The following is a 24,640-nucleotide window of genomic DNA, read 5'->3' on the forward strand; positions in this document are numbered from 1 at the left end:
GCCTTCAGTGCTCGACGATGACGGCCATGTACGGCGGGAAGCCCGGCACCCGGGCACCGTCGTGCTCGAGCACGCGGATCTCGCCGTTCGCCGCGATCTCCCGGAAGCCGGCGAACTTGTAGGTGACGAACATGGCGCGGTTGCGGTCGGTGGGCACGAACTCGGCGCGCAGCGGCACACCCGCCGCGTGCGCCCGCTGGATCAGGTAGTTGAGCAGCACGGTGCCGACGCCGCGGGACATCACCCGGCAGGACATCAGCAACAGCTTGACGGTCCAGCATTCCCGGCCGCGTTCGACCAGGGCCAGGCCGATCTTGCCGTAGCCGCCGTAGGTGTCGGTCAGCTCCGCGACGAACAGATCATGGTCGGGCGAGCGGCGAAAGGCGTCCAGCTCGTCGTAGGAGTAGGTGTACCCGGTGGCGTTGAGCTGGTTGGTGCGCACGGTCAGTTCCTCGGCCCGCTGCAGATCGCGCTCCCGGGCCGGCGCGATCCGGAAGCACATGTCCAGTGCGGCGAGGAACTCCTCGGCGGTGCCCTGGTGCGTCTGCTCGGCGTCCCGGCGCCGGGCGTCGGACCTGTAGAGCTGCCGCCGCTCCCGCGAGTCGGACGTGACGAACCGCGGCCGCATCCGTGGCATGTCGGGGATCCGCTTGGCATCGACCGCGTCGATGCACAGCACCGCCGGGTGGGCGAAGGAGACCTCGTCGCGCTCGAAGGCCTGGTCGTCGACGAACGCCAGCGCGTCGATGCCGATGTTGATCGCGTCGGCGACCGCCCGCACCGAGTCGGACTTGTTGCCCCAGTTGATCTGCGGGTACAGGAAGTACTCGGCGAGGTCGAGTTCCTCCAGCTTGGCCATGGCCGCGCCGTGATCGTTGCGGCTGGCGATCGAGTTCAGGATGCCGCGCTCGTCAAGGGTCCGGATCACCTCGACCACCTCGGGCCGGGGCGTGACCGCGCCGTCCTCGAGCAGGATCCCGTCCCAGACGGTGTTGTCCAGGTCCCAGACGACGCACTTGACGGTCCCGGCGCTCATCGGTGCCTCCTCGACGCGTGGTCCTGGAACGCGTACTCGACCAGGCCCACCTGGTGCAGTTGGGCGCTGCCCTCGATGACCTCCATGACCCGGGAGTCGCCGAGGTAGCGCTGGACGGGGTAGTCGGAGCCGCACCCGTTGGCGCCGTGGATCTGCACGGCGTCGATCGCGGCCCGGCCGGCGGCCCTGGCGGCGAAGTACTTCGCCACCGAGGTCGCGGCGAGCGCGCCGGGGTCGCGCTCGTCGCGCAGCCGCCCGGCTTCCAGACAGAGCAGCCGGGCCGCCCGCGCGGCGGTGAACATGTCGCTGATCATTCGGCGCACCAACTGGTGTTCCTTGATCAGCGTGCCGAACTGCTCGCGCTGCCCGGCGTAGTCGACGGCGGCCTCAAGGCAGGCGTCGACGATGCCGACGCAGCCCCAGCCCACCGTGTAGCGGCCGAGGTCGAGCGCGGCGCCGACCACATGGGACACCCCGAGTCCGGGCCGGGCCAGGATGTTCTCCCCCGGCACCCGGCTGGCCTCCAGGTACACGTCGGCGGTCATCGAGGCGCGGATGCCGATCAGGTCCTCGATCGGCTCGGTGCGCACGCCCGGGGTGTCCCGCTCGACCAGCAGCGCGGTGGGGCCGTCCGCGGCGGAGCCGAGCACCAGGAACAGGTCGGCGGTCTCGCCGTAGGTGATCCATCTCTTGTGGCCGTCGATGATCCAGTCGTCGACGTCGCGGACCAGCCTGGTGGTGATCGCGGCGGCGTCACTGCCGACGCCCGGCTCGGACACGGCGAGCGCGGCGATGCGTTCGCCGCGGGCCAGCCGGGGCAGCCAGTTCTCCTTCTGCGCGCGGCTGCCCCAGCGCGCGATGGCGTGCGCCACCATGGTGTGCACGGTGAGCAGGCTGCGCACGGACGAGCAGGCCCGGCCCAGTTCTCCGGCCAGCAGGCCGAGGGTCACCGCGTCAGCGCCGCCGCCGCCGTACTGCCGGGCGATGGGCAGCCCGAGCAGCCCTTCGTCGGCGAGCAACCGGATGATCTCCGGCGGGGTGCGCTGCGCCCGGTGCCAGGCGTCGGCGTGCGGTGCGATGTGGCGGTCGGCGAACGCCCGGAACTCCTTCTGGGCGACGGCCTGTTCCGCGTTGAGTGCTCCGGTCATGATCCTCTTTTGCCTCGCCTACTGCGGGACCGCCTCGGTCAGCTTGCGCGTGACGAACTTCTCGAGTGCGCCGATGGATCGGAAGTTGTCCAGCTCCAGGTCCTCGTTCTCCACGGTGATGTCGAACTCGTGCTCGACGAACGAGACCAGTTGCATGGCGAACATCGAGCTGACGAAGCCGAGCTTGAAGATGTCGTCGTCGTCATTCAGGTTCTGCACCGGAAAGAACCGGGAGAGATAGTCCGCGATCCGGGCCCTGTTGTCCGTGTTCATGCGATCGTTTCCGTTCTGTCGTCTCACCGGTACCGGTGGAAACCCGCGCCGCTCTTGCGACCGAGCACGCCCGCGGCGACCATCTTCTTGAGCAGCGGGGCCGGCCGGTACTTGTCGTCGTTGTAGCTGTCGTAGAGCACTTCGACGGATTTCAGGATGGTGTCCAGGCCGATCAGGTCGGCCGTCTCAAGTGGACCCATCTTGTGGCCGAAGCAGGTCTTGAAGATCCGGTCGACGTCGGCCGGAGCGGCGACCCCGTCCTGGACGAGGAAGACCGCCTCGTTGATGGTGAGCATGAGGACCCGGTTGGACACGAAGCCGGGCATGTCCTCGACCACGATGCAGTCCTTGCCCATCCCGGCGAGGAAGCGCCGGGCGGTGTCGATGGTCTCCGCGCTGGTGTGGTAGCCCTGGATCACCTCGACCATCGGCTTCATCGGCACCGGGTTCATGAAGTGCATGCCCACCACGCGGTCCGGGCGGTCGGTGACCGCACCGACCCGGGTGATGGAGATCGCGGAGGTGTTGACCGCGAACACCACCTCGGGCCGCACGATCCGGTCGATCCGCCGGTACACCGCTTCCTTGATGTCCCAGTCCTCGGTGACGTTCTCGACCACGAAGTCGGCCTTGGCGAGCAGCTCGTAGTCGGTGCTGAAGTCGATGCGGTCGAACACCGCGGCCGGGTCGACCGCGGCGTCGCGGTTGAACAGCGTGTAGGCGCGGAGGCCGTCGCGCAGCTCGCGGCGCGCGTTGTCCAGCACCTCGTCGGAGATGTCGAGCAGAACCACCCGATGGCCGGTCTGGGCCAGGTTTTGGGCGACGCCGACGCCCATGACGCCCGCGCCGATGACTCCTACGGTCGTGAATTCCATGTCTCGTCCGAATCGTCAGCTCTCGCCGCGTACGGCGTAGATGTTGTGGATGTCCGTCCCGACGTACAGCTCGTCCTGCTCGACCGTGACGCTGAAGCCGCGGCCCTCGAGCAGTTCGACCAGGCGCCCGACCGCGCCGTGCGCGTCGTGCGCCTCCAGCACCAGTTGCCGGATCTTCGGCCAGTCCTCGTCGGCGATGCCGGCGACGACCTGGCACTCGCTCTTCTGCACGTCGATCTTGATCAGATCGATGCGGTCGATGCCCTGCTCCCGGATGACCGCGCTGAGCGGGCGCAGCCGGGCGGTGAACTCGATCGCCTCGAAGCGCACGTCCAGCAGTTCCTCCGAGCCGGCCAGCGCACCGATCTCCGCGCCGGCCTGCTGCTGGTTGGCGATGATCGTGCGCAGGTTGTGCCGCTCCTCCGCCTCGTCCGGGTGGAACGAGGACATGCCCGAGCTGCGCGGGTAGAAGGTGAAGTTCGCCTCGGTCTCGGTGTCCGAGACGCCGATGTTGAACAGCGTGGCGTTGACGCCGTGCTCGGCGACGTTGCGGCGCAGCAGTTCGAACAGCGGGGGTGCCGGCTCGAACGTGTACAGCCGCACGTCCTTCGCCTCGTGGTGGGCGAACAGCGTGAACAAGCCGATGTTGCCGCCGACGTCGAGCACCGTGGCACCATCCGGAATGGAGATTCCGTTCTTGGCGTAGGTGCGGTGGGCGAAGATGTCCTCGTAGAAGTGCCGGGTCTCGGCCTCGTTCTGGTGGGCGACCAGCATTCCGTTCGGTAGCCGGAAGGTGGCCTGAGAACTCCCGGTGTGTGAGGACGCCGCCGCCGCTTCCAGCCGGCCCCCGGCGCGCAGCGTGTCGATCGCCGCCGCCATCCGCACGATCGTCGAGGTCCGGTAGACCTGACTCAGCGACAGCTCGACCCCGAAGGCGCGCTTGACCCGCAGGGTCAGCCGGGTGGCGAGCAGCGAGTTGCCGCCAAGTTCGAAGAAGCTGACCTCGGGCGGCAGGGCTTCGGTGTGCAGCAGTCGCGCCCAGATGTCGTGCAGCTCTTGCTCGGTCGCGGTGAACGTGTGCGCGCCGGCCGGCCCGTTGTCCGGTTCGCCCGAGGGGAGATCGGTCCAGTGCACCTGCGCGCCCGCGAGCCAGAGCCGGTTCAGCGCGGTGCGCGCGACGGCGGAGTCGGACCCGGGTTCCAGCGGGTGCCGCATGGACGCGACGACCGTGTCGGCCCGGCCCCGGATCGCCGTTGCCATGCTGGACAGCGTCTGGCCGGGGCCGACCTCGAGCAGCAGGGTGGTCGGGGCCAGGCCGCGCAGCCCGTCGGCGAACCGGACCGGGCTGACCAGATGCCGGGCCCAGTACCCGGGATCGGTGGCCTGCTCGGCGGTGATCGGCTGGCCGGTCACGTTGGAGACGAAGGGAATGCGCGGCGGGTTGAGGGCGAGCGGGCGGACCAGCTCGGTCACCCGGTCCGCGATCGGCTCCATCATCGACGAGTGGAAGGCGTGCGTGGCCTGGACCCGGCGGCAGATCACCCGCTGCTCGGCCAGGACGCGCTCCAGCGCCTCGATGTCGGCGACCGGGCCGGCCACCACGCAGAACTCCGGTCCGTTGACCGCGGAGAGCGAGAGGTCCGCGCCGAGCAACGGCAGCACCTGCTCCTCGGGCAGCAGCACGGCGAGCATGGCGCCGCGCGGCAGCGTGTCGATCAGCGCGGCGCGCCGGGCGACCAGCAGTAATGAGTCCGAAAGGGACAGTACGCCGGCCAGCGCGGCCGCCACGTACTCGCCGAGGCTGTAACCGATCATGATGCTTGGCCGGGCGCCCCACGACTCCCACAGCCGGGCCAGCGCGTACTCGATGACGAACAGCGCGGGCTGGGCCAGCCGGGTCTGGTCCAGCCGGGACTCGTTCGCGCCGCGCGGGCCACCGTCCCGGCCGAGCATCCGGCGCAGGTCCAGCTCGGGGGCCGCGGTGTCCTCCCGGCGCGCCGCCGGCCCGGGGAAGACGATCCTGCGAAGGTCCAGGCCCAGCTCCGGGCGCAGCAGTTCGGCGCAGTCGTCCACGATTTCCCGGAACACCGGGAAGTCGTGGTACAGGTCCCGGCCCATGTCCAGGTGGTGGTCGCCGAGACCGGGGAACATGAAGGCCACCGGCACCGTGCCGGCCGTACCGACATCGTGCGCAGCAACCGAACCGGCGGTGTGCACGGCTTCGCTCGCCAGCTCGCTCATGCCGGCACCCCCCAGCGCAGCGCGGCGCCGCCCCAGGTCATGCCGCCGCCGAGGGCCACCATGAGCAGCACGTCGCCGTCGGCCACCCGGCCCGCCCGCACGGCGTCGTCCAGGGTGATCGGAACCGAGGCGGCACCGGTGTTTCCGTACCGGTCGACGGTCCGGTGCATCTGTTCCGGCCGCAGCTCGAGGATCTCGCACAGCTCCTGCAGGATCACGCCGTTGGCCTGGTGCGGCACCACCAGGTCGACGTCGCCGAGGTCCAGCTCGGCCGACTTGAGCAGCCGGCCGACCACCTCGGGCAGGATGCGATCGGCGAACTGCCGGACTTCCTTGCCCCGCATGGCGAAGAAGTGCTGGCCGGCCTCCAGGGTGTCCACACCGGCCGGACGGCGGCTGCCGCCACCGGGAATCTGCACCAGGTCGGCCAGCGTGCCGTCCGACCCCAGCGTGCTGGCCAGCACGCCCTGCCGGTCCCGGCTGCGGCCGAGCACGACCGCGCCGGCGCCGTCACCGAACAGCACGCAGGTGCGCCGGTCGTCGTAGTTCAGCACCCGCGAGTAGGTGTCCGCGCCGATCACCAGCGCGGTGCGCGATGCGGAATCGGCGCACAGCAGGCCGTGCGCGGTCACCAGTGCGTAGATGAAGCCGGTGCACACCGCGTCCACGTCGAACGCCGCCGCCCGGTTGGCACCAATGTTCGCCTGCACCGTGCAGGCGGTCGCGGGTATCGGCTGATCCGGTGTGGACGTTGCGACGATGAGGAAATCCAGGTCGTTCGCGTCCAGTCCGGCCGCCCGCAACGCCCGTCGCGCGGCCGCGGTGGCCAGGTCGGAGGTGGCCTCGTCGGCCGCGGCCACCCGTCGCTCCCTGATGTGCGTTCGGTCGACGATCCACTGTTCGCCCACCCCCAACCGGTCGCCGAGTTCGGCGCTGGTCAGAACCTTTTCGGGTAGGTAGGACCCGGTGCCAAGAATGGCGGTACTCACAATTGCCGCCCCTCACTTTCGTCCCCATTTCCAACCGCTGCCGACGCTATTCGCCGCAAGCGGAATCGACCTCAAGCCTGGCAAGCGGTGCACCGGACGCCCGGAACACCGGCGGACGAACCGGTTTTGTTCGAAATTTCGGACTCTGTACGGAAAGTCGCACGCGCGGTACGCTGGGTGAGCTACCGGCGCGCTTCTCCACCGACCCTGCAGGGAGGAACGGCGATGGGGCACGGGATCTCCACGGTCCGGCGGCGGACGGTGCTGACCGCGGCGGGCGCGGCGGCCATCGGGGGCACGCTGGCCACCGGGACGGCCCACGCGGACATGACGGTGGTGGTCGACCCGACCGCCGACTTCGGCCGCTGGGAGGGGTGGGGTACCTCGCTTGCCTGGTGGGCCAACGTGTTCGGGGACCGCGACGACCTCGCCGACATCTGGTTCACCACCAGGACGGTGACCTACCGGGGTGCGCCGGTGCCGGGGCTCGGGATGAACATCGCCCGCTACAACCTCGGCGGGTGCGGCTTCAACACGGTGAACGGCGAACGCATGGCGGTCTCACCGAACATCCCGGCGTTCAAGCAGATCGAAGGCTTCTGGCAGGACTGGAACAACCCGGACCCGAACTCGGCGGCGTGGAACTGGGCGGCCGACGCCAAACAGCGCGCGGCCCTGGTGAAGGCCACCCAGCGCGGTGCGATCAGCGAGCTGTTCGCCAACTCCCCGATGTGGTGGATGTGCCTCAACCACAACCCGTCCGGCGCGGCGAACGGCGGGAACAACCTCCAGTCGTGGAACTACCGCCAGCACGCCGCGCACCTGGCCGAGGTGGCGCTTCGGGCCAGGACGAGCTGGGGGGTCACCTTCCGCACCGTGGACCCGTTCAACGAGCCGGCCGCCAACTGGTGGCGGGCCGACGGCACCCAGGAAGGCTGCCACATCGATCCTGCCATCCAGCGCACGATCCTGGCGCACCTGCGCACCGAGCTGAACCAGCGCGGGCTGTCCGGCACGATGATCTCGGCCTCCGACGAGACCAACTACGACGTCGCGCGGGCCACCTGGGCGAGCTTCGACGCCACCACCCGGGGCCTGGTGAACCAGCTCAACGTGCACGGCTACCAGGGCTCCGGCGGGCGCCGCGACCTGCTCTACAACGACGCACGGGCGGCCGGGAAGATCCTGTGGAACTCCGAGACCGGGGACAACGACGGCACCGGGCTGTCCATGGCGCGCAACATCCTGCTGGACTTCCGCTGGCTGCACCCGACCGCCTGGGTGTTCTGGCAGGTCATGGATCCCACCCCGGCCTGGGCGCTGATCCACTACGACCAGGGCACGCTGCAGTCCGGCGCCGTGCAACCCAAGCTGTTCGTGCTGGCGCAGTTCAGCAGGCACATCCGGCCCGGCATGCGGATCCTCGGCACCGTGGCCGACAACGCGGTCGCCGCATACGATCCGGCGGCCCGGCGGCTGGTCCTGGTCGCGGCCAACACCGGGGCGGCCCAGACGATCACCTTCGACCTGTCCCGGTTCGGCACGGTGCCCAGCGCGACCATCCCGCGCTGGACGACCGTGCCGTCCGGATCCGACCGGTACACGCAGCGAACCGATCTACGCCCCACCGGCAAGCTGCTGCCGGTGCCGTTCCCGGCCGGATCGGTGCAAACCGTTCAGCTCGACGGCGTCGGCTGACCGGTCAGTGCGTCACCTGCCAGGTGCTGTTCGGCGTCTGCAGCGTGAAAGACAGGCTGTAGCAGCCGAAGTCGGTGCTGCGCACGTCGCCGGTGTGCGGCACCGAGGAGTTGGCCGGGGTCAGCGTCTGCCAGGTGGAACCGAACTTGACCTGGATGTTCGTCGCGAACCACATGGAACCGTAGGTTTCGGTGCAGTAGTGGCCCTCGCCGGTCGCCGGGTTGTACTCCGTGTAGACCTCGAACATGTCCCAGCCGCCGTGCGTCTCGGTGAGCTTGCTGGTGTTGGCGCTGGTGAACAATTCGTCCCAGGAACCGGTGTTGTGGTTGAACAGATACGCGGTCCACGAGTTGGTCACCGGGTTGGTCTGCACATCCCGGACGGTGTATGCGGGCTGCCCCTGGAATGGTCGGGTGTAGGTGCTGATGAAGTTGGCGTCGATCCAGGCGACGGCGGCGAACCCGGGTTGTGCGGCGCACCAGTCCCAGGCACCCACGCCGTTTCCGCCGTTGAAGTAGAACGTGGTCACCTCGATGCAGGTCTTTCCGCTGGGATCCAGCGTCGGCGCGTAGATCACGTCCGGGTTGTTCGGCGAGAGCCGGATGCCCGGATTGATCGTGTGCGTCGCCTGCGCACCGATCGACGCCTGGTGCGGAAACACGCCCCACACGGTGTGCAGGGCCCCGGTCCATGGCGTGATGTCGTTGGTGCGCGCCGGTTCCGTGCCGTTCCGCGCCATGGCGATGTCCCGGTACCTGTCGGTGACATGGGAACCCGCCGCGGCGTCCGCCGCCGCCCCACGCAGGGCCGGCACCAGCCGGCCACTGACCGGTCCGTCCGGACCGAAATCGTTCTGTGCGGACTCGGCGGCCGCCGGTGCGGCCAGTGGAGCGATCACGACCGAGGCCGCGACGACGAGCAACGCCACCGTGCTCATGGATCTGGATCTGCGGCCGAGCGTTCGGCCAAACGATACTGACAAGGTGAGTCCCCCTATTCGACAAAGCGAATACGAACACCACGGAGAAAGGAGACGGCGCGGTCGGAAACTCCCCCGTCCCCCCAGTGGACCGCGGCACCGCCACCCTACCAGCGCGTGATCACCAATGGCACCCGCTGCCGGTCACAGAAAGTTTCGGTGCCGCGGACACGCTCGCCTCGGTGGCGGCCGGGCTGCGGCCGACCACGGTCGCCAGGTCGCCGATCCCACCGCACGCGCCTGAGGCGGGTCACCGAACACGTTGCGCCGAACGCGGTCTTGTCGCCGCGTCGGTCGGGCGGGACCGTTTCCAGGAATGGAAAGGGGACGACCGATGATGCGAAAACTGTTCAGGCTCGGCGTGGTGCTGACGGCGGCCGCGGCCGCGGTGCTCGGTGCCGGCCAACCGGCGACCGCGGCGCCGACCCTGCGGGTCTCGGTGAGCGGCGCCCAACTGGCGCCGGGCGGCCTCCAGGTCGTGCTGTCCGGCCGGTACGTGTGCGGCCCGTTCGCCCCGGGCTCCGACGGCGTGGTCGACCTGACCGTGGTGCAGGCCGGCACCACCGGCTACGGCTATCTCTTCGTGACGGTGTGCGACGGCAGCGCCCAGAACTGGTCCGCGCCGGTGGACAGCGTCGGCGGTCCGTTCGTCCGCGGCCGCGCCGAGGTCACCGGCTCGGGCTACGCCTGCGACCGCGGTCCGGCCGGCGGCTGCGTGTCCACCAGGTTCGGCCCGACTCTGATCCGGATCCGCTGAATCCATCCACGTGGGACGGCCCGGTTGTGCGGAGTTGTTTGTGCGGCGGCGCTGCGGACACCGCACAACCGGGGATCGGCTAGACCTGGACTCCGGAACAGGGGATACCGAGGACCCACGGAGTCGGCATCGAGATCGAGTTCAGGCTGCTCGGCCCGGTGGAAGGCCGAGCGGGCGGCAGGCCGGTCAACCTCGGGCCGCCCAAGCAGCGCCTGGTGCTGGCGGCGTTGCTGCTCGAGGCCAACCGGCCGCTGTCCACCGCGCGGCTGGTGGACCTCACCTGGCCGGACTCGCCGCCGCCCTCGGCCAGAACGGCCATCCACGGCCGCATCTCCCGGCTGCGGATGGTGTTGGCCGACGCGGCCGGGGACGAGGTGGCGCTGGTCAGCCAGGGCTCGGTGTACACGCTGCGGATCGACCCCGGTGCGGTGGACGCGCACCGGTTCACCGCGTTGCTCGCCGCGGCCCGGGCGGCGCCCACCGACGAGCTGGCGGCCCGCCGTTACGACGAGGCGCTGGGACTGTGGCACGGTCCCGCGCTGGACGGCGTGACCACCGAGTCCGTGCGCCGGGAACTGTGCGGAAACCTCGAGGAGGCCCGGCTGCAGGCGGTCGACGAGCTGGCCGACGTACGACTGCGCCTCGGCATGCACCGGGACCTGGTCGAGCTGCTCACCGGTCATCTCGCCGCGCACCCGACCCGGGAGCGGACCGCGGGCCAACTGGCCCTCGCCCTGTACCACAGCGGGCGGGCGTGCGACGCGCTTGCGGTCTGCCGGCGCACCCGGCGGCGGCTGCACGAGGAGCTGGGCGTCGAGGCGGGCCCGGAGCTGGGTGCCATCGAGGTGGCCATCCTGCGCAACGACGAGTCGCTCGCGCCCGCGGTCCGTCCGGCGGTGCCCGCGCATCTCCCGGCCGAGGCGGCGGGGTTCACCGGTCGCGCGGCCGAGGTGCGGCGGCTGACCGAGCTGCTCAGCGACACCGACCCGACCGCCCTGCCGGTCGCGGTGATCTCCGGGCCGGCCGGTGTCGGCAAGAGCGCGCTGGCCGTGCGCTGCGGCCACGAGCTGGCCGGCCGGTTTCCGGACGGTCAGCTGCACGTGGACCTGCGTGGGTTCGACACCGGCGAACCACTGCGGCCGATGGCGGCGCTGATGACGTTCCTGCGCGCCCTCGGCCTGCGCGGCACGCGGCTGCCGGCCGACCAGGACGAGGCGATCCTGACCTACCGCTCGATGGTGGCCGGGCGGCGGATCCTCATCGTGTTGGACAACGCGGCCGGCGCCGAGCAGGTCCGCCCGCTGCTGCCCGGTTCACCGAGCTGCGCGGTTCTGGTCACCAGCCGGGACGAACTGCTCGGTCTGTGCGCCATCGACGGCGCCCGGCCGCTGAGCCTGGACGTGCTCACCCCGGCCGAGTCGCTGATCCTGTTGCGGCGCTTGGTGGGCACCGACCGGGTGCGCCGGGAACCGGACGCGGCCGCGGAGTTGACCCGGCTGTGCGGCCACCTGCCGTTGGCGCTGCGCATCGCGGGTGCCCACCTGGCGGCGCGCCCGGCCGAGCCGCTCGAGGAGTACGCGCGGGAGCTGGCCGGCAGCGACCGGCTCGGCACGCTGGCGATCTCCGCGGACCCGAGGGCACGGCTCGGATCCGCCTTCGACCTGTCCTACCAGGCGCTCGCACCGGCCACCCGGCGGGTGTTCCGCAGGCTGGGCCTGATCCCGGGCCCGGACTTCACCCCGGCCGCCACCGCGGCGCTGTGCGACGTCGCGCTCCGCGACAGCGCGGCCGAACTGGACCGCCTCGCCGCGGCCCGCCTGATCCGCGAGCACGCGCCGGGCCGGTTCCGGTTTCTCGACCTGCTCCGGCTCTTCGCCGCCGGGCGCGGGGAGGTCGAGGATCCGCCTGCCGAGCGCGAAGCCGCGCTGAACCGGCTGTATCTGTTCTATCTCCGGCACGCCGACGCCGCCGCGCGCCTGCTCCGCCCGCACCGGGTGCGGCCGGCACTACCCGAGCCGGAGCCGACCGGCTTCGCCCGGCCCGCCGACGCGCTGGCCTGGCTGGCGGCCGAGCTGCCCAACCTGACCGCGGCGGTGCACCAGGGAACCCGCGGCCGGCAGCGGCACATCGCGTGCCTGCTCGGCGAATCCCTCTGAGCCTGTTAGTGATCTGTTAGCGGCCTGCTGTTGGGTTGGCCCGCGCCCGTTGGAGGCGCGACCGACTGGAGGAACCCGATGGCACAGGTCAAGATCAAGGTCAAGGTGCGCAAGCTCGAGAAGCTCGAGACCACCGCGGTGCGCGACAACTCCGAGGGCTGATTCACGGTGCTCGCCGGGCCGGCCTTGCACCGGCCCGGCAGGCCGTGACGCTCGCCAGAACCGAAGGGATCGGCCGTGCTCCGACCGCGGATCAAGGATGTGCACTGCCCCGTCGTGCTGCCCGGAAACCGGATTCGCCTTGGGCTGGGACAGTACGGCATCGCGGCGGAGATCGAGGACGAGAACGGGGCGATCGAACGGATCCTCGTGCTGATGGACGGCACCCGGGACCGCGCCGGGATCCGCGCCGGTGTGGCGGAAACCCATCCGGACATCGAGGCGGACTCGGTGGACGAGGCGGTCGACGACCTCATCACGGCGGGCTTCGCGGAGGACGCGGCGGCGCCGCTGCCCGCCACGCTCACCGCGCTGGAGGCCGCGCGCTACACCGCGCCCCGGCACTTCTACGCGTGGCTCGACGACACCCCCCGCACGTCACCCTACGAGGTCCAGGCCCGGCTGAAGAGCGCGTCGGTCGCGTTGCTCGGACTCGGCGGCACCGGTTCCGCCGTCGCGCAGGGCCTGGTGGCCAGCGGCGTCGGCGCGTTGCACTGCGCCGATTTCGACGTGGTCGAGGAGCCGAACCTGTGCCGGCAGCTGCTCTACACCGAGCACGACATCGGCGCTCCGAAGCTGAAGCAGGCACTCGAGCGGCTGCGCGCGATGAACTCGTTCGTCGACGTCACCGGCGAGGAACGGCACGCGCGCGGCCCCGCCGACATCGCCGCGCTGATGACCGGCCGGGACGTGTTCGTGCTGTGCGCGGACACGCCGCAGCCGGACATCATGCGCTGGGCCAACGAGGCGGCCCTGGCGACCGGGACGCCGTGGTACACGGCGCTCTACACCGGACCGATGGCCGTGGTCGCCGGTTACCTGCCGGGCGAGACCGGATGCTGGGAGTGCGGCCGGCGCGACTTCGAGGCGCAGGAGCATGTTCGGGACGGCCGCAAGCTGAATTCCGGTCAGCGGCCGCACGCGGTGGTGCCGGCGAGCGCGAACGTCACCGGGCAGCTGTGCGCGCTCGAGGTGGTCTACCACCTCGGCGGTCTGCCGACGCAGGTGCGCGGGCGGGTACTGCACTGGAACCTGGGCCGCTGGGACCATCAGTACTTCATCGACGTGGCACGGTATCCGGACTGCCCGGCCTGCGGAACGCCGTGATAGCCCAGGATTCGGTGCTGCGGCTGCACCCGCTGGCGTTCCGGGACGGTGACGACTCCGACGACGTGGTGATCGGCCGGCCGGAGCTCGGTGAGTTCGTCGAGCTGCCTCGGCTGGGGGCGGTTGCCGTCCGGCTGCTCGGCGACGGCCTGGCGGTGCGGGCGGTCGAGGACCGGATCGCCCGCGAGCACGGGGTCGAGCTGGACGTCGCGGATCTGGCCGAGGCGTTGGTGGAGCTGTCCTTCGCGGCCTCCGTCGACGGCACCCCGCTGCCCGACCCGGCCGGCGAACGGCCCGGCTCGCACCTGCCCTGGCTGCGCGCCGAGCACGTGCGCTGGCTGTTCGGCCGGACCGCGACCGCGGTCTGGGCCGTGGTGGTCGCCGCCGCGCTGCTCACCTTGGCCCGCCGCCCGGACCTGATCCCGACGGCGAGCGACTTCTTCTGGACCCCCTACGTCGGTCTGGCCATTCTGGTCGGCACGCTCATGTTCTCGGTCAACGTCAGCGTGCACGAGCTGATGCACCTCGCCGCCGCCCGCTCCTACGGTGCCCCGGCCCGGATCGGCTTCTCCACCCGGCTGCACTACCTGGTGGTGCAGACCGACGTCACCGCCATCTGGACCGTCTCCCGGCGCGGCCGCCATCGCGTTTACCTCGCCGGCCTGCGCTGGGACGCCTTCACGGTCTGCCTGTGCACGCTGGTCATCGCCTACGCCGACCCGGCGCCGCTGCCGGCCGGGTTGCTCGGCGCGCTGGCCCTCACCGTGCTGCTGAGCATGATCGCGCAGGCCCAGGTGTACCTGCGCACCGATCTCTACTACGTCCTGATGGAATGGCTCCGGGCGAAGAACCTGTACCCGGACGGCATCGCCTACGTCCGCCACCTGTGGCACCGCGCCCGTCGCCGCCCGACCACCGACCCGCTCACCGATCTCCCCACCCGCGAACGCCGCGCCGTCCGCGTCTACGCGGTGGCCATGGCCATCGGCTGCACCGCCGCGCTCACCTCGTTCGCGTTGTTCGGCCTGCCGATCCTGGTTCAGGCCTTCGTCACCGCCTTCCACGGCCTGGCCGCCGGCCTCGCCCCGGGCGCAAATCCCTTGCGCACCCTGGACAGCGCCCTGGTGATCCTGGTCGAGGGGACCCTTCAGGTGCTCTTCGTGATCACCTTCATCCGGAAGCGACTCAAGCCGGCCGGACGCTGGTAACTGGGAGCGCCGCTTGGCCCTAGGTCGGGACATGTCCGTGACCTAACGTGCGAAGCATGGTGGGTCGAGGTGTGCTGGCGGCCGGGCTGGTCGGACTGCTGTCGGGGCTGCTGGTGGCGCCCGCTTCGGCCGCCCCACCGGGGTTCCTCGTCGCGGACGGCGTCAGCCAACCCATCCACGCGTTCGCCGACGCGGTGCGCGAGACGGTGTGGGTGGACATCGGCCTCGACCTGGACGGCAACGGGGTCGGTGACCGGGTGGCGACGGACATCGTCCGGCCGGACACGCCCGCGCCGGTCCCGGTGATCATCGATGCCAGCCCGTACTACGCGACATCCGGGCGGGGCAACGAAAGCGAGCGCAAGACCTACGACTCGGCCGGCGTGCCGGTCAAGTTCCCGCTGTTCTACGACAACTACTTCGTGCCGCGCGGCTACGCGGTCGCGCTGATCGACTTCAGCGGGTCGTCCCGGTCCACCGGGTGCATGGACACCGGCGGCCGGTCGGAGGTGGCCTCCGGCAAGGCCGTGATCGACTGGCTGAACGGCCGGGCCACCGGCTACTCCGCGGCGTCCGGCGGGACGGTGGTGACCGCCGGCTGGTCCACCGGCGCGGCCGCGATGATCGGAAAGTCCTGGGACGGCAGCATCACCCAGGGCGTGGCGTCGACCGGAGTCGCCGGGCTGCGCACGATCGTGCCGATCGCGGCGATCAGCTCCTGGTACGACTGGTTCCGGTCGGACGGTGTGTCGTTCCGCGGCTTCGGCACGCCGACCAGCCTCGCCGGCAACTTCGAGAACGCCAACGCGCGGTCCCGGTGCGCGGCGGTGCGATCCGAGATGACCGCGGGTGCTCCGGCCAACGGCGACTACACGGCGATGTGGCAGCAACGGGACTACGTCCGCGGCGCGGCCAACGTGCGCGCGGCGGTGTTCTCCGTCAACGGACGCGCCGACCTCAACGTCAAGCCGATCAACTGGGGCCAGTGGCTGGACGCGCTGCCGCCGTCGGTGCCGCGCAAGCTGTGGCTGTCGCAGACCGGGCACATCGACCCGTTCGACTTCCGCCGCGCCACCTGGGTCAGCACGCTGCACCGCTGGTTCGACCGGTGGCTGCTGGACATCCAGAACGGAATCGAGAACGAGCCGCGGGTCTCCGTCGAGCGCGGCGTGGATCAGTGGAGCGACAGTGCGACCTGGCCACCCGCCGGAACCCAGCAGCAGACCATGCACCCGGTCGCCGGCTCGGTCGCCGGCGTCGGCACGCTGGCGACCGCACCCGGCCCGGCGGCCACGTCCTCCTTCACCGACAACGGTTCCGGAACCCCCGCCGGCTACATCGCCACGCCCAACGCGACCTCGAGCCGCCGGGTGGTCTACAGCACCGGCACGCTCACCTCGGATCTCCGGGTGGCCGGGCTGTCCCGGATCACGGTCGCCGCGACCCCGTCGACCTCGACCGCGCACCTGTCGGCCTACCTGGTGGACTACGGCTCGGCCACCTCCCGAGGCACGACCGGCGAGGGCATCCGCACCTTGACCACCGAGTCGTGCTGGGGCGAGGACCGCCCCGGCGACGACGCCTGCTACCGCGACACCGTGCCGACCACCGCAGGCGTGGACGCCCAGATCATCGCCCGCGGTTGGGCCGACCTTGCCAACCACGCATCGCTGTCCACCCCGCGCACCCTGACCCCGGGCACCAAGTACACCATCACCTTCCGACTGTCCACAACGGACTGGATCGTCCCGCGTGGTCACCGGCTGGCCCTGGTCATCGCCGGCAACGACAGCAGCATGACCACCACCCCGTCCCGGCTGCCCCGGATCACCGTCAGCCTGGCCGAGACCACCGTCGTGATCCCCGTCGTCGGCACCGTACCGGCGGTCCCGTCCGGGCCGGCCCCACGAGCCACGCTGGTCCAACCGGACCCGGTCCCCGGCCGCCTGGACGGCTGACCGCCCGGACCACCGGCACGGCCGCGCCTCCGGCCGCACCGGTGCTCCGGGCGCGGTCGGCTCAGACGCCGGCCACCGAGCGGATGAAGGCGCGGTAGCGGGTGACGTTGGTGTAGAACGTCCGCCGGTCGCGGTCGCTGGTCGAGGCGATGCCGACCTGCTTGCCGTCGCTGAACATCGGGCCGCCGGAGTCACCGCCGGCCGCGATCCCGTCGATGCGCCGCGCACCGATCGCGATGCCGCCGAACGCGTCCTCGCCGTCAAGGGTCTGGACCCGCACGTCGGCGACCTTCAGGAACTGGGACTGGCAGTTGATCTCCGGCTGGTCGGTGCAGGTGGCGCCCCAGCCGTAGATCTGGACCGTGTCCCGGCGTTGTACGTCGGAGACCCGGCCGAGCCGCGCGTAGGTCGCGGCCACGCCGCGGTCCAGCTTGGCGACCGCGAGGTCCGCGACCGGATGGCTGCTGACCTCGACCGCGGTCGCCAGGGTGCCGCCGCTGGTCTGATCGAGGCTGCCGATCCGGAAGGTGTACGTGGCCGGCACATCGAAGCAGTGCTTGGCGGTCAGGATGTAGCGCGGCGCGATGATCGTCGCCGTGCAGAACTGCGAGCCGTCGCGAAACAGCCGGGCGGCCCACGGCGCGTCGGTGGCCAGCTGCCCGTCGATGATCATCGGGGTGAAGCCGGGCTCCGGGTCGGACGGCGGCGGAGCGGCGGACGCGGTGGGGGCGATCAGCGGCAGGCTGAGCAATGCCCCGGCAATCGTCAGAGCAAATCGGAACCTCTTCATCGGCGATTTCTCGATTCTGCGGCTGACGCCGCTACCGGAGGTGAATCGGGAAGCGCCACCCTGGCACCCGAATGAGCCGTCTCGCAAGACCGAGAAGGCGCAAGAATTCGCGAACGGGCGTTTCCATTCCAAGGTATTGAATGCTTCGGAGTACGCAGTTCGGCTGAACGGTCCCGTCGGATGGTTCGGTAGGCTCGATCCCGGCAGAGTTCAGGCAGGTGGCACGGACCGGTTCAGTGGCGTGTGCATGAGGTAGGCCGGACAGTGACATGGTTGGCCACACCGTGGGCAGTGCCAGTTCTCGGCCAGCGATTCCTCGGTCCAGTAATCGGGGATCTCGGCGACGATCGTGGACGCTCGCCGGTGCGCTATTTCCCGGGCCCGCGCCAGGGACCGGGGATTCCACAGCGGCGCATAGAAATCGGTGACCCGCCGGCCGCTCAGCCAGCCGTTGACATGATCCTGCAGGGCCCGCCCGATCCCGCAGCCGCGCGTTTCCGGCCGCACCGACACCTCATCGCCGTGGGCGACCCGCCGGCCCCGGCTGGACGGTGCCGCCGCCGGCACGATTCCGGTCAGCGACTTGCTTGCCTGCCACCGGGCGTAGCCGTCATCGTCGAAGACCCGGACGATCGCCGCCGCGAGCACGGTGTCCGTTGCGGTGGCGTGCACGGTGAAAACGCCGTGCTCGGTGTCGTGAAGTTGGCGCAGCAGTCGCTCCGGCCGGCAGCTACCCTGACCCAGCGCGTCGTTGATCAGTTCCGCTATCTGCGTCACGAACCGGGAACCGTGCGAACCGAGTCGGGCGATGCGGTACTCGGGCATGACCACAAGTAAAGTCCCCCACCGGTTCCGGCGAATTAGCCCGTTCGTGTGGGGTTTAGCGGTTACACCGGTGGCACGAGGGTGAAGTAGCGGTCGACCATCGCGGCATCACCGGTCACGGCCAGGCGATCGGCGACGATCCGCTGCCAGACGAACAACATCAGGTCCGAGGCGGTGCCGGCCAGTTCGACATCGCAGCCGCTACGGCCCTCCTCGAGGTGGACCTGCGCGCCGTCGAAGTGCACGACCCAGTTTCCCGCGCCGTCGGTCTGCCGGAACCGCATCCGTTCCCCGGTCCCACGACCCGATCACGAATGATCCCGGAAATCAGCCGGTGCACCCCACCCAGGTGCAGCACCAGATCCGCGACCGACCACCCAGGGCAGGACGGCACGATCGGCGCACCAGCCGACCCCAAAGCCCGCCGCACAGCCGCCTCGAACGCACCGACCTCACGCGCAAAATGCGCAACGTAATCCACCACCCCACTGTGCCACTCAGCGGCAGGACAATCTCGTCGCCTGGTTGTACCCCTACGGGGTGAATCAGGGCCTTCTCAGGGTTGACTCTGATTCTGAATGGTCGGATTGATGCGACCATACGGCTGAATGGCTTCCGTGACGTGTCGAGGGGACGTGCACATGGGGACGGGATTCAGGACATTCGTCGTTGCCGCAGGGGTGTTGGCCGGCGTCGCGGCGTGCGGGGCCACGCCACCGGCGGCGCCGCCGTCCGGGGGTGCGAGCGAGAGCAGCAGCCACGGCCACGGTGGTCCACCGCCCGCGGCGGCGCCGCTGCGGGCCGGGGAGCGGTTCCAGGAGGTGGGCCTTGGTCAGCCGTACCGGCCGGTGCCGCCGGAGGGGGGCACCGACGAGTACCGGTGCTTCCTGATCGACCCGCGGCTCACCGAGCCCGCATACCTGACCGGCAGCCAGTTCCTGCCGCAGAACGCCGAACTCGTGCACCACGGCATCTTCTACAGCATCCCGGCTTCCGCGGTCGCCGCGGCCAACGACGTCGACGCGCGGACCGAGGGCGACGGCTGGCAGTGCTTCGGCGGCAGCGGTCTCGACGACGGGGCGAACGCCGGCGGCGACGACCCGTCGAGCTACATCGGCGCCTGGGCGCCGGGCCACGCGGAGACGCTGATCGGCGAGCGCACCGGCTACCGGTTGGAAGCGGGCAGCCGGATCGTGCTGCAGGTGCATTACAACCTGTTGTCCACCAAGGGAAAGCCGGGTCCGACCGACCAGTCCTCGATCCGGCTGCGGATGCTGCCGGGTACGGCGGAGGTGACCCCGCTGGTGGGCAGCCTGCTGCCGGGCCCGATCGAACTGCCCTGCACCCCGCAGGAGTCCGGCCCGCTGTGTGACCGCGAGGCGGCGATCGCCGACCTGGTCAAGCGCACCGGAGCCGACGCCCGCGAGGAGGTCGACGGGCTCAACAAGCTGTGCAACCAGGGCCGGCCGCCGGTACCCGGGGACACCCAGCACTGCGACCACAAGGTCCCGCAACCCGTGCTGCTGTACTCGCTCGCGCCGCACATGCACCTGCTCGGCCGGTCGATCTCGGTCGAGCTCAACCCGGGCACGCCGAACGCGCGGATGCTCCTGGACCAGCCGGGGTACAACTTCGACGACCAGTCCGAACAGGTGCTGCCGGAGCCGGTCCGGATCGACGCGGGCGACACGATCCGGGTCACCTGCACCCACGACGCGTCGCTGCGCTCGAAGCTGCCGCAGCTCAAACCGCTTCAACCGCGCTACGTCGTGTGGGGTGACGGCACCAGCGACGAGATGTGCCTGGCCATCCTGACCGTGACCGGAAAGTTCTGACCCCACATCGGGTCCGAGCGCCTGGTGCCCGTCGGCACCAGGCGCTTTCCCGTTCCGGCGCACGGAAGTTGTCATGAGACGTGGGGTGATTCTGGGTAGTCGGAGGGCCGAGCCGGACTTATAGGATCGTCGCGACCCACACATCGGTCCGCCGGCGAGATGAGGCCTTGGGTATGGGTTGGCAGTTCGGCCATTACCGGATGGAAGAGGTGATCGGCCGCGGCGGCATGGGCACGGTGCATCGTGCCTACGACACCCAGCACGACCGGGTGGTCGCGGTCAAGCTGCTCGCCGACCATGCCGCAGGCGACGAGGAGTTCCGGCGGCGGTTCGTCCGGGAGGCGCGGGCCGCTGCCCGCCTGCGCGAGCCCCATGTCATTCCCATCCATGCCTACGGCGAGATCGACGGCCGGCTGTACCTGGACATGCGCCTGGTGGAGGGCAAGGATCTGCGCGCGATGCTGGCCGACCGCGGTCCGATGCCACCGAGCACGGCGGTCGACGTGATCAGCCAGATCGCCAGCGCGCTCGACGCGGCTCATGCCGAGGGCCTCGTGCACCGCGACGTCAAACCGTCGAACGTGCTGCTCGATTCCGGCGGCTTCGCCTACCTGGTCGACTTCGGCATCGCTCGCTGGCTGGCCGCGACCGCCGACATCACGACGACCGGCATGCCGATCGGCACCGTTGCCTACATGGCGCCGGAGCGGTTTCGCACCGACGGTTCGGTGGATCACCGGGTGGACGTCTACGCCCTCGCCTGCCTGCTCTTCCAGTGCCTCACCGAAGTTCCGCCGTTCCATGCCGAGAACGCGCTGGCTCTCGTGCACGCGCACGTCCACCAGGCACCGCCGATGCCGACGGCGCTGCGGCCCGACCTGCCGCCGGACTTCGACCGAATCATCGCCACCGGCATGGCGAAGTCCCCCGAGGATCGGTTCCCGAGTGCGGGAGCGTTGGCGTCGGCGGCCAGACAAGCCCTGACCCGACCGGCGCCGAACCGGCCGCCGACGTTACCGATACCGCACCTGGGACCCGCGTCCGCGGCGGAGCCGCCGGCCAAGGCCGGAGGCCGGGGAGCGCTCATCGGCGGCATGGCCGTGATCGTGGCCGTGCTCGCGGCGGTGGCGGTGCTGATCTGGTCGCAGGCGAACCGGGCCGGCGAATCCGGGAAGCAGCAGATCAGCACCAGCACCCCGCCCGGCACCGCGGCACCGAACGCCGACCTGTCCGTCTCCGTTCCGCTCAGCACGCCGGCCTGCGACGGCAGCTACGTCCTCATCGTGGGCTCCGCGATCACCCCGCAGCAGTACCAGCGCACCGTCCAGACATTCCTCGACCAGTACCCCGGTGCGCGCTACTTCCACGCCCCCTCGACCGGATGCCGATCTCTGCGGCACCAACTCGACGGGGCCGACATCTACTCCATCTACTACGGCCCCTTCCCGGACAAGGAAACCGCCTGCGCCAGGCGCGCGACCACGGGTGGCGACTCGTTCGTGCGTCGGCTCGACAACAGCTCGACACCCGAGCGTGCCGTCAGCTGCGACTAGCCGGTCAGTGGGTAAATGGCGCCGGGACCGGTAGCGTGCAGGGATTGATCACTCAAAGGCGAGGAGATCCCCGTGCGTCGCTCGTCGTTGGTTCTGGCCCTGCTCGGCGTGCTGCTTGTCGCGGCCGCCGCCGTCGTTCGCCTTGTCGTCGTGCCTGGTGTCACCGACCTGCCGTCGGATCTGGATACCACCGCGCACTACGCGGGCAAGGGCACGCTGCTCAATACGTCCGCCCTGATGTCCGGCGACCTGGTCAACGTTCTGGCCCGGGACGTCGATGTCACCAGTGACCAGCATGTGTTCGTCAGCAAGACCGAGGGCGACACCGCGGTGGTGCACGTCGAGTCGACCCTGACCGCCGGGCAGACCAAGCTCGACCAGAAGCACGTCTACGCGCTCAATCGCGACACCCGCATGGAGGCACCCGCCCCCGAGGGCGAGACGGTCGAGCCGCACACCGGCCTGACCATCGCCTTTCCCATCGACCCCAAGGCCGACAACTCCTACACCTTCTACGACCCGACCAGCCAGACCAGCGGTCCTCTGAACTTCGTCGGCACCGAGACCAGGGGTGGCCGGGAAACCCACCACTACACCACCGAGATCACCGGCCCGGTCAAGGATCCCCAGCTCACCGCGACGCTGCCGCCGGCACTCCCCAGGGCGTTCGCCGGCCAGATCCTGCCGCTGCTGCCGCCCGACATCCAGGCCAGGTTCCAGCCACTCGCCGCCGCGCTGCCCGACGTCATCCCGCTGTCCTACACCGTGAAATCGACCTACGATCTCTGGGCCGACACCGAACTCGGCGCTCCGCTGGACAGCACGATCAAGCAGACCATCACCGCGGCGGCCGCCATCGCCGGCCAGAACCTCGAACTGCTGGCGGTCCTGGACCTCTCCCTCAACCAGACTCCCGCATCGATCCAGGAATACGCCGACCAGACCGACTCGGCCAGCACCCAGCTGGCCCTGCTGAGCATCTGGCTGCCCGTCGCCCTCCTCGCGATCGGCGTGGTGCTCATCGTGTTCGCGATCCTCCGCCGCAAGCCCACGGCCACCGCCCCGGCCGACTCGGCCGCGAATCAACCACCCCATTTACCCTCAGGTGGTCCGGAACCCAGCTAGTCGATGAGCAACAGTTCTTCCTCCGCCGCGGCACTGTCGTCGGCGGTGCCGGGCAGCGTGTCGAACGCCTCGGGGTCGATTCGGTCGACCGCCCCGGTGCTGACGTCGTTGAGCATGCGCATCAGTCCGGCGATCACCGCGCGGGTGAAGTGCACGCGACGTTGCTGGCCCAGCGTCTGGGTCTGGCCGCGCACCTCGAACAGCACGGTGCCGGTGCCGTTGAGCGCGAACGAGCAGCGGGCCTGGCCGGGCAGGTCACGGGTCGGCGCGTGCGGGTAGCGGGCGCCGATGAACCCGGCTTCGGTCATGCCGTTGAACGCGCTGATGGCGAGCTGGCGGGACTCGTCCTTGGTGTAGACCTCGGCGTACCTGGCGTACTTCTGCCCTGGTTCGAAGAACGCGTCGGGCAGCGGGGGGTAGTCGACGGCCACGTCGAGGAACCGGTTGGTGCCCTCCTGGCGCACGCAGGCGGCCTGATGATGCAGGTCGACGTAGACCTCGGGCACCCGGCCGCGCTCGGCGGTCAGGTCGAGATAGACATCGCGCAGGGTCTGCCCTTCCGGGGTGAGGAACCAACCGGGCCGGTCGGGACTGCCGGGCACGTCCTCCGGCCGCGGCAGGTAGTCCAGTTCGGGGTTGAAGTCCCGGTTCACGTCGAATCCGGGCCGGGTGCGGTAGTCGTCGCCCTGCTGCTGGCCGTCGATGTAGTTCCAGGCCGGCGGGCGCCCGGCGAGTTGGGGGAACTGCCGCTGGACGTCGGCCCAGCTCTGGTCGTTACCGCGCCGGTCGAGTTCGGCGCCGTCGACGTTGAGCTTGGGCACCGCGACGAGGGTGATCGTGGCGCGCAACCGCCTGGCCTCATGGGAGTTCGAGGTGCCCAGGTAGCGCAGGATGTGCAGCAGCGCGTCGGTGCCGGTCTTCTCGTTGCCGTGAATCTCGCTGGTGACCAGGAAAACCTTCGGTCCGGTGCCGACCACGGCGCGGTAGATCGGCCGGCCCTGGTTGGACGTGCCGACCTGGTCCACGTCCACCCGCCCGCGGCTGGTCCGCGCGATGCGGTCCAGCTCGCGTTGCAGCTCGCGCAGATCGGTGAATTGGTCGATCGGCAGGTCACGGGGTTCCTCGCTGCACGGCCGGACGTCCCCGGGGACGTCCGGCGCAGCCGCCGCGACCGGTGGCGCGAGGCCCATCAACAGCGGAATCCCGACGAACCCGGCGAGCACGTGCCGAACTGGCTTTCCCATGACAACTCCAGTGGTGTCAACCTGTGGAAGGCCAATCCAACGCTAGCGAGTCCGCCGTTCCCTGTCGAGGGTACGTCCACAATGGACAAACCGCGATCAGCTCGAGATCTGCCTGATCTCGATCTCGATGTTGTAGACGCCGGTGCCCCCGTTGATGAGCTGAAGGGTGGCGCTCAACGGTTGGCAGGGCAGGACCACGTCGCCGATCTCGTCGTTGAACACCGGGTCGTCCTCGATCACCCGGAGCCGGATGGCGCCGGCGAAGGTCCGGGTCGGGTTGTCGAAGGCCGACGCGGGTCTGCCCTGCCCGACGAAGGTGAACGGCACGGTGCCGCTGAGCGGGAAGTTCTTGTCGTTGAGCTCCATCCAGATCTCGTCGCCGCCGTTCTCCTGAAGTTCCAGGACCTGGATCTCGTCGCCGATCGAGCCGTCGATGTTCTTGACGGTCAACACGCAGGTCGCGGCCGCTTGTGCCGGAGCCGCGGTGGCCAGGCCGGTGGTGCCGCTGAGCATGAGCAGGCCGAGGCCGGCCGACAGTGCTCGCCGTAGTCGCATGGTGGTTCCTTCCGTTCGACCGCCACCGGCAGCACCGCCGGTGGGCTTCGGAAGAACAAGCTAAGGAGG

General features: G+C 70.1%; 23 protein-coding genes. 10 read left to right on the forward strand and 13 right to left on the reverse strand.

What is annotated here, in order from left to right:
- Positions 1-4: 4 nt before the first annotated feature.
- The 6 genes from VFV67_RS28705 to VFV67_RS28730 are packed head-to-tail and all read right to left on the reverse strand — an operon-like array spanning position 5 to position 6,562.
- Entirely contained in the window at positions 5-1,036 is a 1,032-nt protein-coding gene (locus VFV67_RS28705) for an HAD-IIIC family phosphatase (RefSeq protein ID WP_326473798.1), read from the reverse strand.
- Positions 1,033-2,184 (reverse strand): acyl-CoA dehydrogenase family protein, encoded by a 1,152-nt coding sequence (locus VFV67_RS28710; protein ID WP_326473799.1) that lies wholly within the window; start codon positions 2,182-2,184, stop codon positions 1,033-1,035. The genes VFV67_RS28705 and VFV67_RS28710 overlap by 4 nt, the downstream gene beginning before the upstream one ends.
- 18 nt (positions 2,185-2,202) lie before the next feature.
- Positions 2,203-2,457: a phosphopantetheine-binding protein gene (locus tag VFV67_RS28715; RefSeq protein WP_326473800.1), complete on the reverse strand. Its 255-nt coding sequence runs from the start codon at positions 2,455-2,457 to the stop codon at positions 2,203-2,205.
- Between the two features lie 23 nt (positions 2,458-2,480).
- The gene (locus tag VFV67_RS28720; protein ID WP_326473801.1) at positions 2,481-3,332 is read right to left on the reverse strand and encodes a 3-hydroxyacyl-CoA dehydrogenase family protein; all 852 of its coding nucleotides are present in this window, start codon (positions 3,330-3,332) and stop codon (positions 2,481-2,483) included.
- A 15-nt stretch (positions 3,333-3,347) separates the two neighbouring features.
- Complete coding sequence (locus VFV67_RS28725; protein WP_326473802.1) at positions 3,348-5,573, reverse strand: FkbM family methyltransferase; 2,226 nt, start codon at positions 5,571-5,573, stop codon at positions 3,348-3,350.
- The gene (locus VFV67_RS28730) at positions 5,570-6,562 is read right to left on the reverse strand and encodes a beta-ketoacyl-ACP synthase III (protein ID WP_326473803.1); all 993 of its coding nucleotides are present in this window, start codon (positions 6,560-6,562) and stop codon (positions 5,570-5,572) included. The genes VFV67_RS28725 and VFV67_RS28730 overlap by 4 nt, the downstream gene beginning before the upstream one ends.
- Before the next feature lie 225 nt (positions 6,563-6,787).
- On the opposite strand from VFV67_RS28730, the gene VFV67_RS28735 reads away from it, so the two are divergent.
- On the forward strand, positions 6,788-8,260 hold the full coding sequence (locus VFV67_RS28735) for a glycoside hydrolase (RefSeq protein ID WP_326473804.1): 1,473 nt from the start codon (positions 6,788-6,790) through the stop codon (positions 8,258-8,260).
- Between the two features lie 4 nt (positions 8,261-8,264).
- Here VFV67_RS28735 and VFV67_RS28740 read toward each other — a convergent pair whose 3' ends face one another.
- Positions 8,265-9,197 carry a carbohydrate-binding protein gene (locus VFV67_RS28740; RefSeq protein WP_326473805.1) on the reverse strand — a complete coding sequence of 311 codons (933 nt, stop codon included), beginning with the start codon at positions 9,195-9,197 and terminating at the stop codon, positions 8,265-8,267.
- Positions 9,198-9,573: 376 nt separating this feature from the next.
- Here VFV67_RS28740 and VFV67_RS28745 point away from each other — a divergent pair, with 376 nt between their 5' ends.
- The 6 genes from VFV67_RS28745 (at position 9,574) to VFV67_RS28770 (ending at position 16,644) form a co-directional block, all read left to right on the forward strand.
- The gene (locus VFV67_RS28745; protein ID WP_326473806.1) at positions 9,574-9,996 is read left to right on the forward strand and encodes a hypothetical protein; all 423 of its coding nucleotides are present in this window, start codon (positions 9,574-9,576) and stop codon (positions 9,994-9,996) included.
- Positions 9,997-10,154: 158 nt separating this feature from the next.
- Positions 10,155-12,152 carry an AfsR/SARP family transcriptional regulator gene (locus tag VFV67_RS28750; RefSeq protein ID WP_326473807.1) on the forward strand — a complete coding sequence of 666 codons (1,998 nt, stop codon included), beginning with the start codon at positions 10,155-10,157 and terminating at the stop codon, positions 12,150-12,152.
- A gap of 30 nt (positions 12,153-12,182) precedes the next feature.
- On the forward strand, positions 12,183-12,314 hold the full coding sequence (locus tag VFV67_RS28755) for a hypothetical protein (protein WP_326473808.1): 132 nt from the start codon (positions 12,183-12,185) through the stop codon (positions 12,312-12,314).
- Positions 12,315-12,389: 75 nt separating this feature from the next.
- The gene (locus VFV67_RS28760) at positions 12,390-13,478 is read left to right on the forward strand and encodes a ThiF family adenylyltransferase (protein WP_326473809.1); all 1,089 of its coding nucleotides are present in this window, start codon (positions 12,390-12,392) and stop codon (positions 13,476-13,478) included.
- Positions 13,475-14,686, forward strand: coding sequence for a hypothetical protein (locus tag VFV67_RS28765; protein WP_326473810.1), 1,212 nt, complete (start codon positions 13,475-13,477; stop codon positions 14,684-14,686). Before VFV67_RS28760 ends, VFV67_RS28765 begins: the two co-directional genes overlap by 4 nt.
- Before the next feature lie 56 nt (positions 14,687-14,742).
- Positions 14,743-16,644, forward strand: coding sequence for a Xaa-Pro dipeptidyl-peptidase (locus VFV67_RS28770; protein WP_326473811.1), 1,902 nt, complete (start codon positions 14,743-14,745; stop codon positions 16,642-16,644).
- Between the two features lie 61 nt (positions 16,645-16,705).
- On the opposite strand, the gene VFV67_RS28775 is transcribed toward VFV67_RS28770, so the two are convergent.
- The 4 genes from VFV67_RS28775 to VFV67_RS36885 all read right to left on the reverse strand — a co-directional run bounded on the left by VFV67_RS28775 (position 16,706) and on the right by VFV67_RS36885 (position 18,743).
- A complete protein-coding gene (locus VFV67_RS28775; RefSeq protein WP_326473812.1) occupies positions 16,706-17,434 on the reverse strand; it encodes a S1 family peptidase in 729 nt (242 codons plus the stop codon).
- A gap of 210 nt (positions 17,435-17,644) precedes the next feature.
- Positions 17,645-18,259, reverse strand: coding sequence for a hypothetical protein (locus VFV67_RS28780; RefSeq protein ID WP_326473813.1), 615 nt, complete (start codon positions 18,257-18,259; stop codon positions 17,645-17,647).
- Positions 18,260-18,321: 62 nt separating this feature from the next.
- On the reverse strand, positions 18,322-18,504 hold the full coding sequence (locus VFV67_RS28785; protein WP_414636366.1) for a hypothetical protein: 183 nt from the start codon (positions 18,502-18,504) through the stop codon (positions 18,322-18,324).
- Positions 18,420-18,743: a maleylpyruvate isomerase N-terminal domain-containing protein gene (locus VFV67_RS36885; protein ID WP_414636367.1), complete on the reverse strand. Its 324-nt coding sequence runs from the start codon at positions 18,741-18,743 to the stop codon at positions 18,420-18,422. The genes VFV67_RS28785 and VFV67_RS36885 overlap by 85 nt, the downstream gene beginning before the upstream one ends.
- Positions 18,744-18,900: 157 nt before the next feature.
- On the opposite strand from VFV67_RS36885, the gene VFV67_RS28790 reads away from it, so the two are divergent.
- The 3 genes from VFV67_RS28790 to VFV67_RS28800 all read left to right on the forward strand — a co-directional run bounded on the left by VFV67_RS28790 (position 18,901) and on the right by VFV67_RS28800 (position 22,772).
- Positions 18,901-20,094, forward strand: coding sequence for a hypothetical protein (locus tag VFV67_RS28790; protein WP_326473815.1), 1,194 nt, complete (start codon positions 18,901-18,903; stop codon positions 20,092-20,094).
- A gap of 200 nt (positions 20,095-20,294) precedes the next feature.
- A complete protein-coding gene (locus tag VFV67_RS28795) occupies positions 20,295-21,647 on the forward strand; it encodes a serine/threonine-protein kinase (RefSeq protein WP_326473816.1) in 1,353 nt (450 codons plus the stop codon).
- A gap of 72 nt (positions 21,648-21,719) precedes the next feature.
- Positions 21,720-22,772 carry a porin PorA family protein gene (locus VFV67_RS28800; RefSeq protein ID WP_326473817.1) on the forward strand — a complete coding sequence of 351 codons (1,053 nt, stop codon included), beginning with the start codon at positions 21,720-21,722 and terminating at the stop codon, positions 22,770-22,772.
- Here VFV67_RS28800 and VFV67_RS28805 read toward each other — a convergent pair.
- Together VFV67_RS28805 and VFV67_RS28810 are read right to left on the reverse strand one after the other, a co-directional pair.
- Complete coding sequence (locus VFV67_RS28805) at positions 22,769-24,016, reverse strand: M14 family zinc carboxypeptidase (protein WP_326473818.1); 1,248 nt, start codon at positions 24,014-24,016, stop codon at positions 22,769-22,771. The two genes, VFV67_RS28800 and VFV67_RS28805, sit on opposite strands and share 4 nt — an antisense overlap.
- A 96-nt stretch (positions 24,017-24,112) precedes the next feature.
- The gene (locus VFV67_RS28810) at positions 24,113-24,571 is read right to left on the reverse strand and encodes a hypothetical protein (RefSeq protein WP_326473819.1); all 459 of its coding nucleotides are present in this window, start codon (positions 24,569-24,571) and stop codon (positions 24,113-24,115) included.
- Positions 24,572-24,640: the final 69 nt, after the last annotated feature.

The sequence above is a fragment of the Actinophytocola sp. genome, assembly GCF_035762905.1.
In the GTDB taxonomy this organism is placed as follows: Bacteria; Actinomycetota; Actinomycetes; order Mycobacteriales; family Pseudonocardiaceae; genus DASYTH01.

Excerpts from the sequence above, each read along its gene's own strand:
- VFV67_RS28705 (WP_326473798.1), bottom strand. The coding sequence starts at position 1,036 with ATGAGCGCCGGGACCGTCAAGTGCGTCGTCTGGGACCTGGACAACACC.
- VFV67_RS28710 (WP_326473799.1), bottom strand. The coding sequence starts at position 2,184 with ATGACCGGAGCACTCAACGCGGAACAGGCCGTCGCCCAGAAGGAGTTC.
- VFV67_RS28715 (WP_326473800.1), bottom strand. The coding sequence starts at position 2,457 with ATGAACACGGACAACAGGGCCCGGATCGCGGACTATCTCTCCCGGTTC.
- VFV67_RS28720 (WP_326473801.1), bottom strand. The coding sequence starts at position 3,332 with ATGGAATTCACGACCGTAGGAGTCATCGGCGCGGGCGTCATGGGCGTC.
- VFV67_RS28725 (WP_326473802.1), bottom strand. The coding sequence starts at position 5,573 with ATGAGCGAGCTGGCGAGCGAAGCCGTGCACACCGCCGGTTCGGTTGCT.
- VFV67_RS28735 (WP_326473804.1), top strand. The coding sequence starts at position 6,788 with ATGGGGCACGGGATCTCCACGGTCCGGCGGCGGACGGTGCTGACCGCG.
- VFV67_RS28740 (WP_326473805.1), bottom strand. The coding sequence starts at position 9,197 with ATGAGCACGGTGGCGTTGCTCGTCGTCGCGGCCTCGGTCGTGATCGCT.
- VFV67_RS28745 (WP_326473806.1), top strand. The coding sequence starts at position 9,574 with ATGATGCGAAAACTGTTCAGGCTCGGCGTGGTGCTGACGGCGGCCGCG.
- VFV67_RS28770 (WP_326473811.1), top strand. The coding sequence starts at position 14,743 with ATGGTGGGTCGAGGTGTGCTGGCGGCCGGGCTGGTCGGACTGCTGTCG.
- VFV67_RS28775 (WP_326473812.1), bottom strand. The coding sequence starts at position 17,434 with ATGAAGAGGTTCCGATTTGCTCTGACGATTGCCGGGGCATTGCTCAGC.
- VFV67_RS28780 (WP_326473813.1), bottom strand. The coding sequence starts at position 18,259 with ATGCCCGAGTACCGCATCGCCCGACTCGGTTCGCACGGTTCCCGGTTC.
- VFV67_RS28790 (WP_326473815.1), top strand. The coding sequence starts at position 18,901 with ATGGGGACGGGATTCAGGACATTCGTCGTTGCCGCAGGGGTGTTGGCC.
- VFV67_RS28795 (WP_326473816.1), top strand. The coding sequence starts at position 20,295 with ATGGAAGAGGTGATCGGCCGCGGCGGCATGGGCACGGTGCATCGTGCC.
- VFV67_RS28805 (WP_326473818.1), bottom strand. The coding sequence starts at position 24,016 with ATGGGAAAGCCAGTTCGGCACGTGCTCGCCGGGTTCGTCGGGATTCCG.
- VFV67_RS28810 (WP_326473819.1), bottom strand. The coding sequence starts at position 24,571 with ATGCGACTACGGCGAGCACTGTCGGCCGGCCTCGGCCTGCTCATGCTC.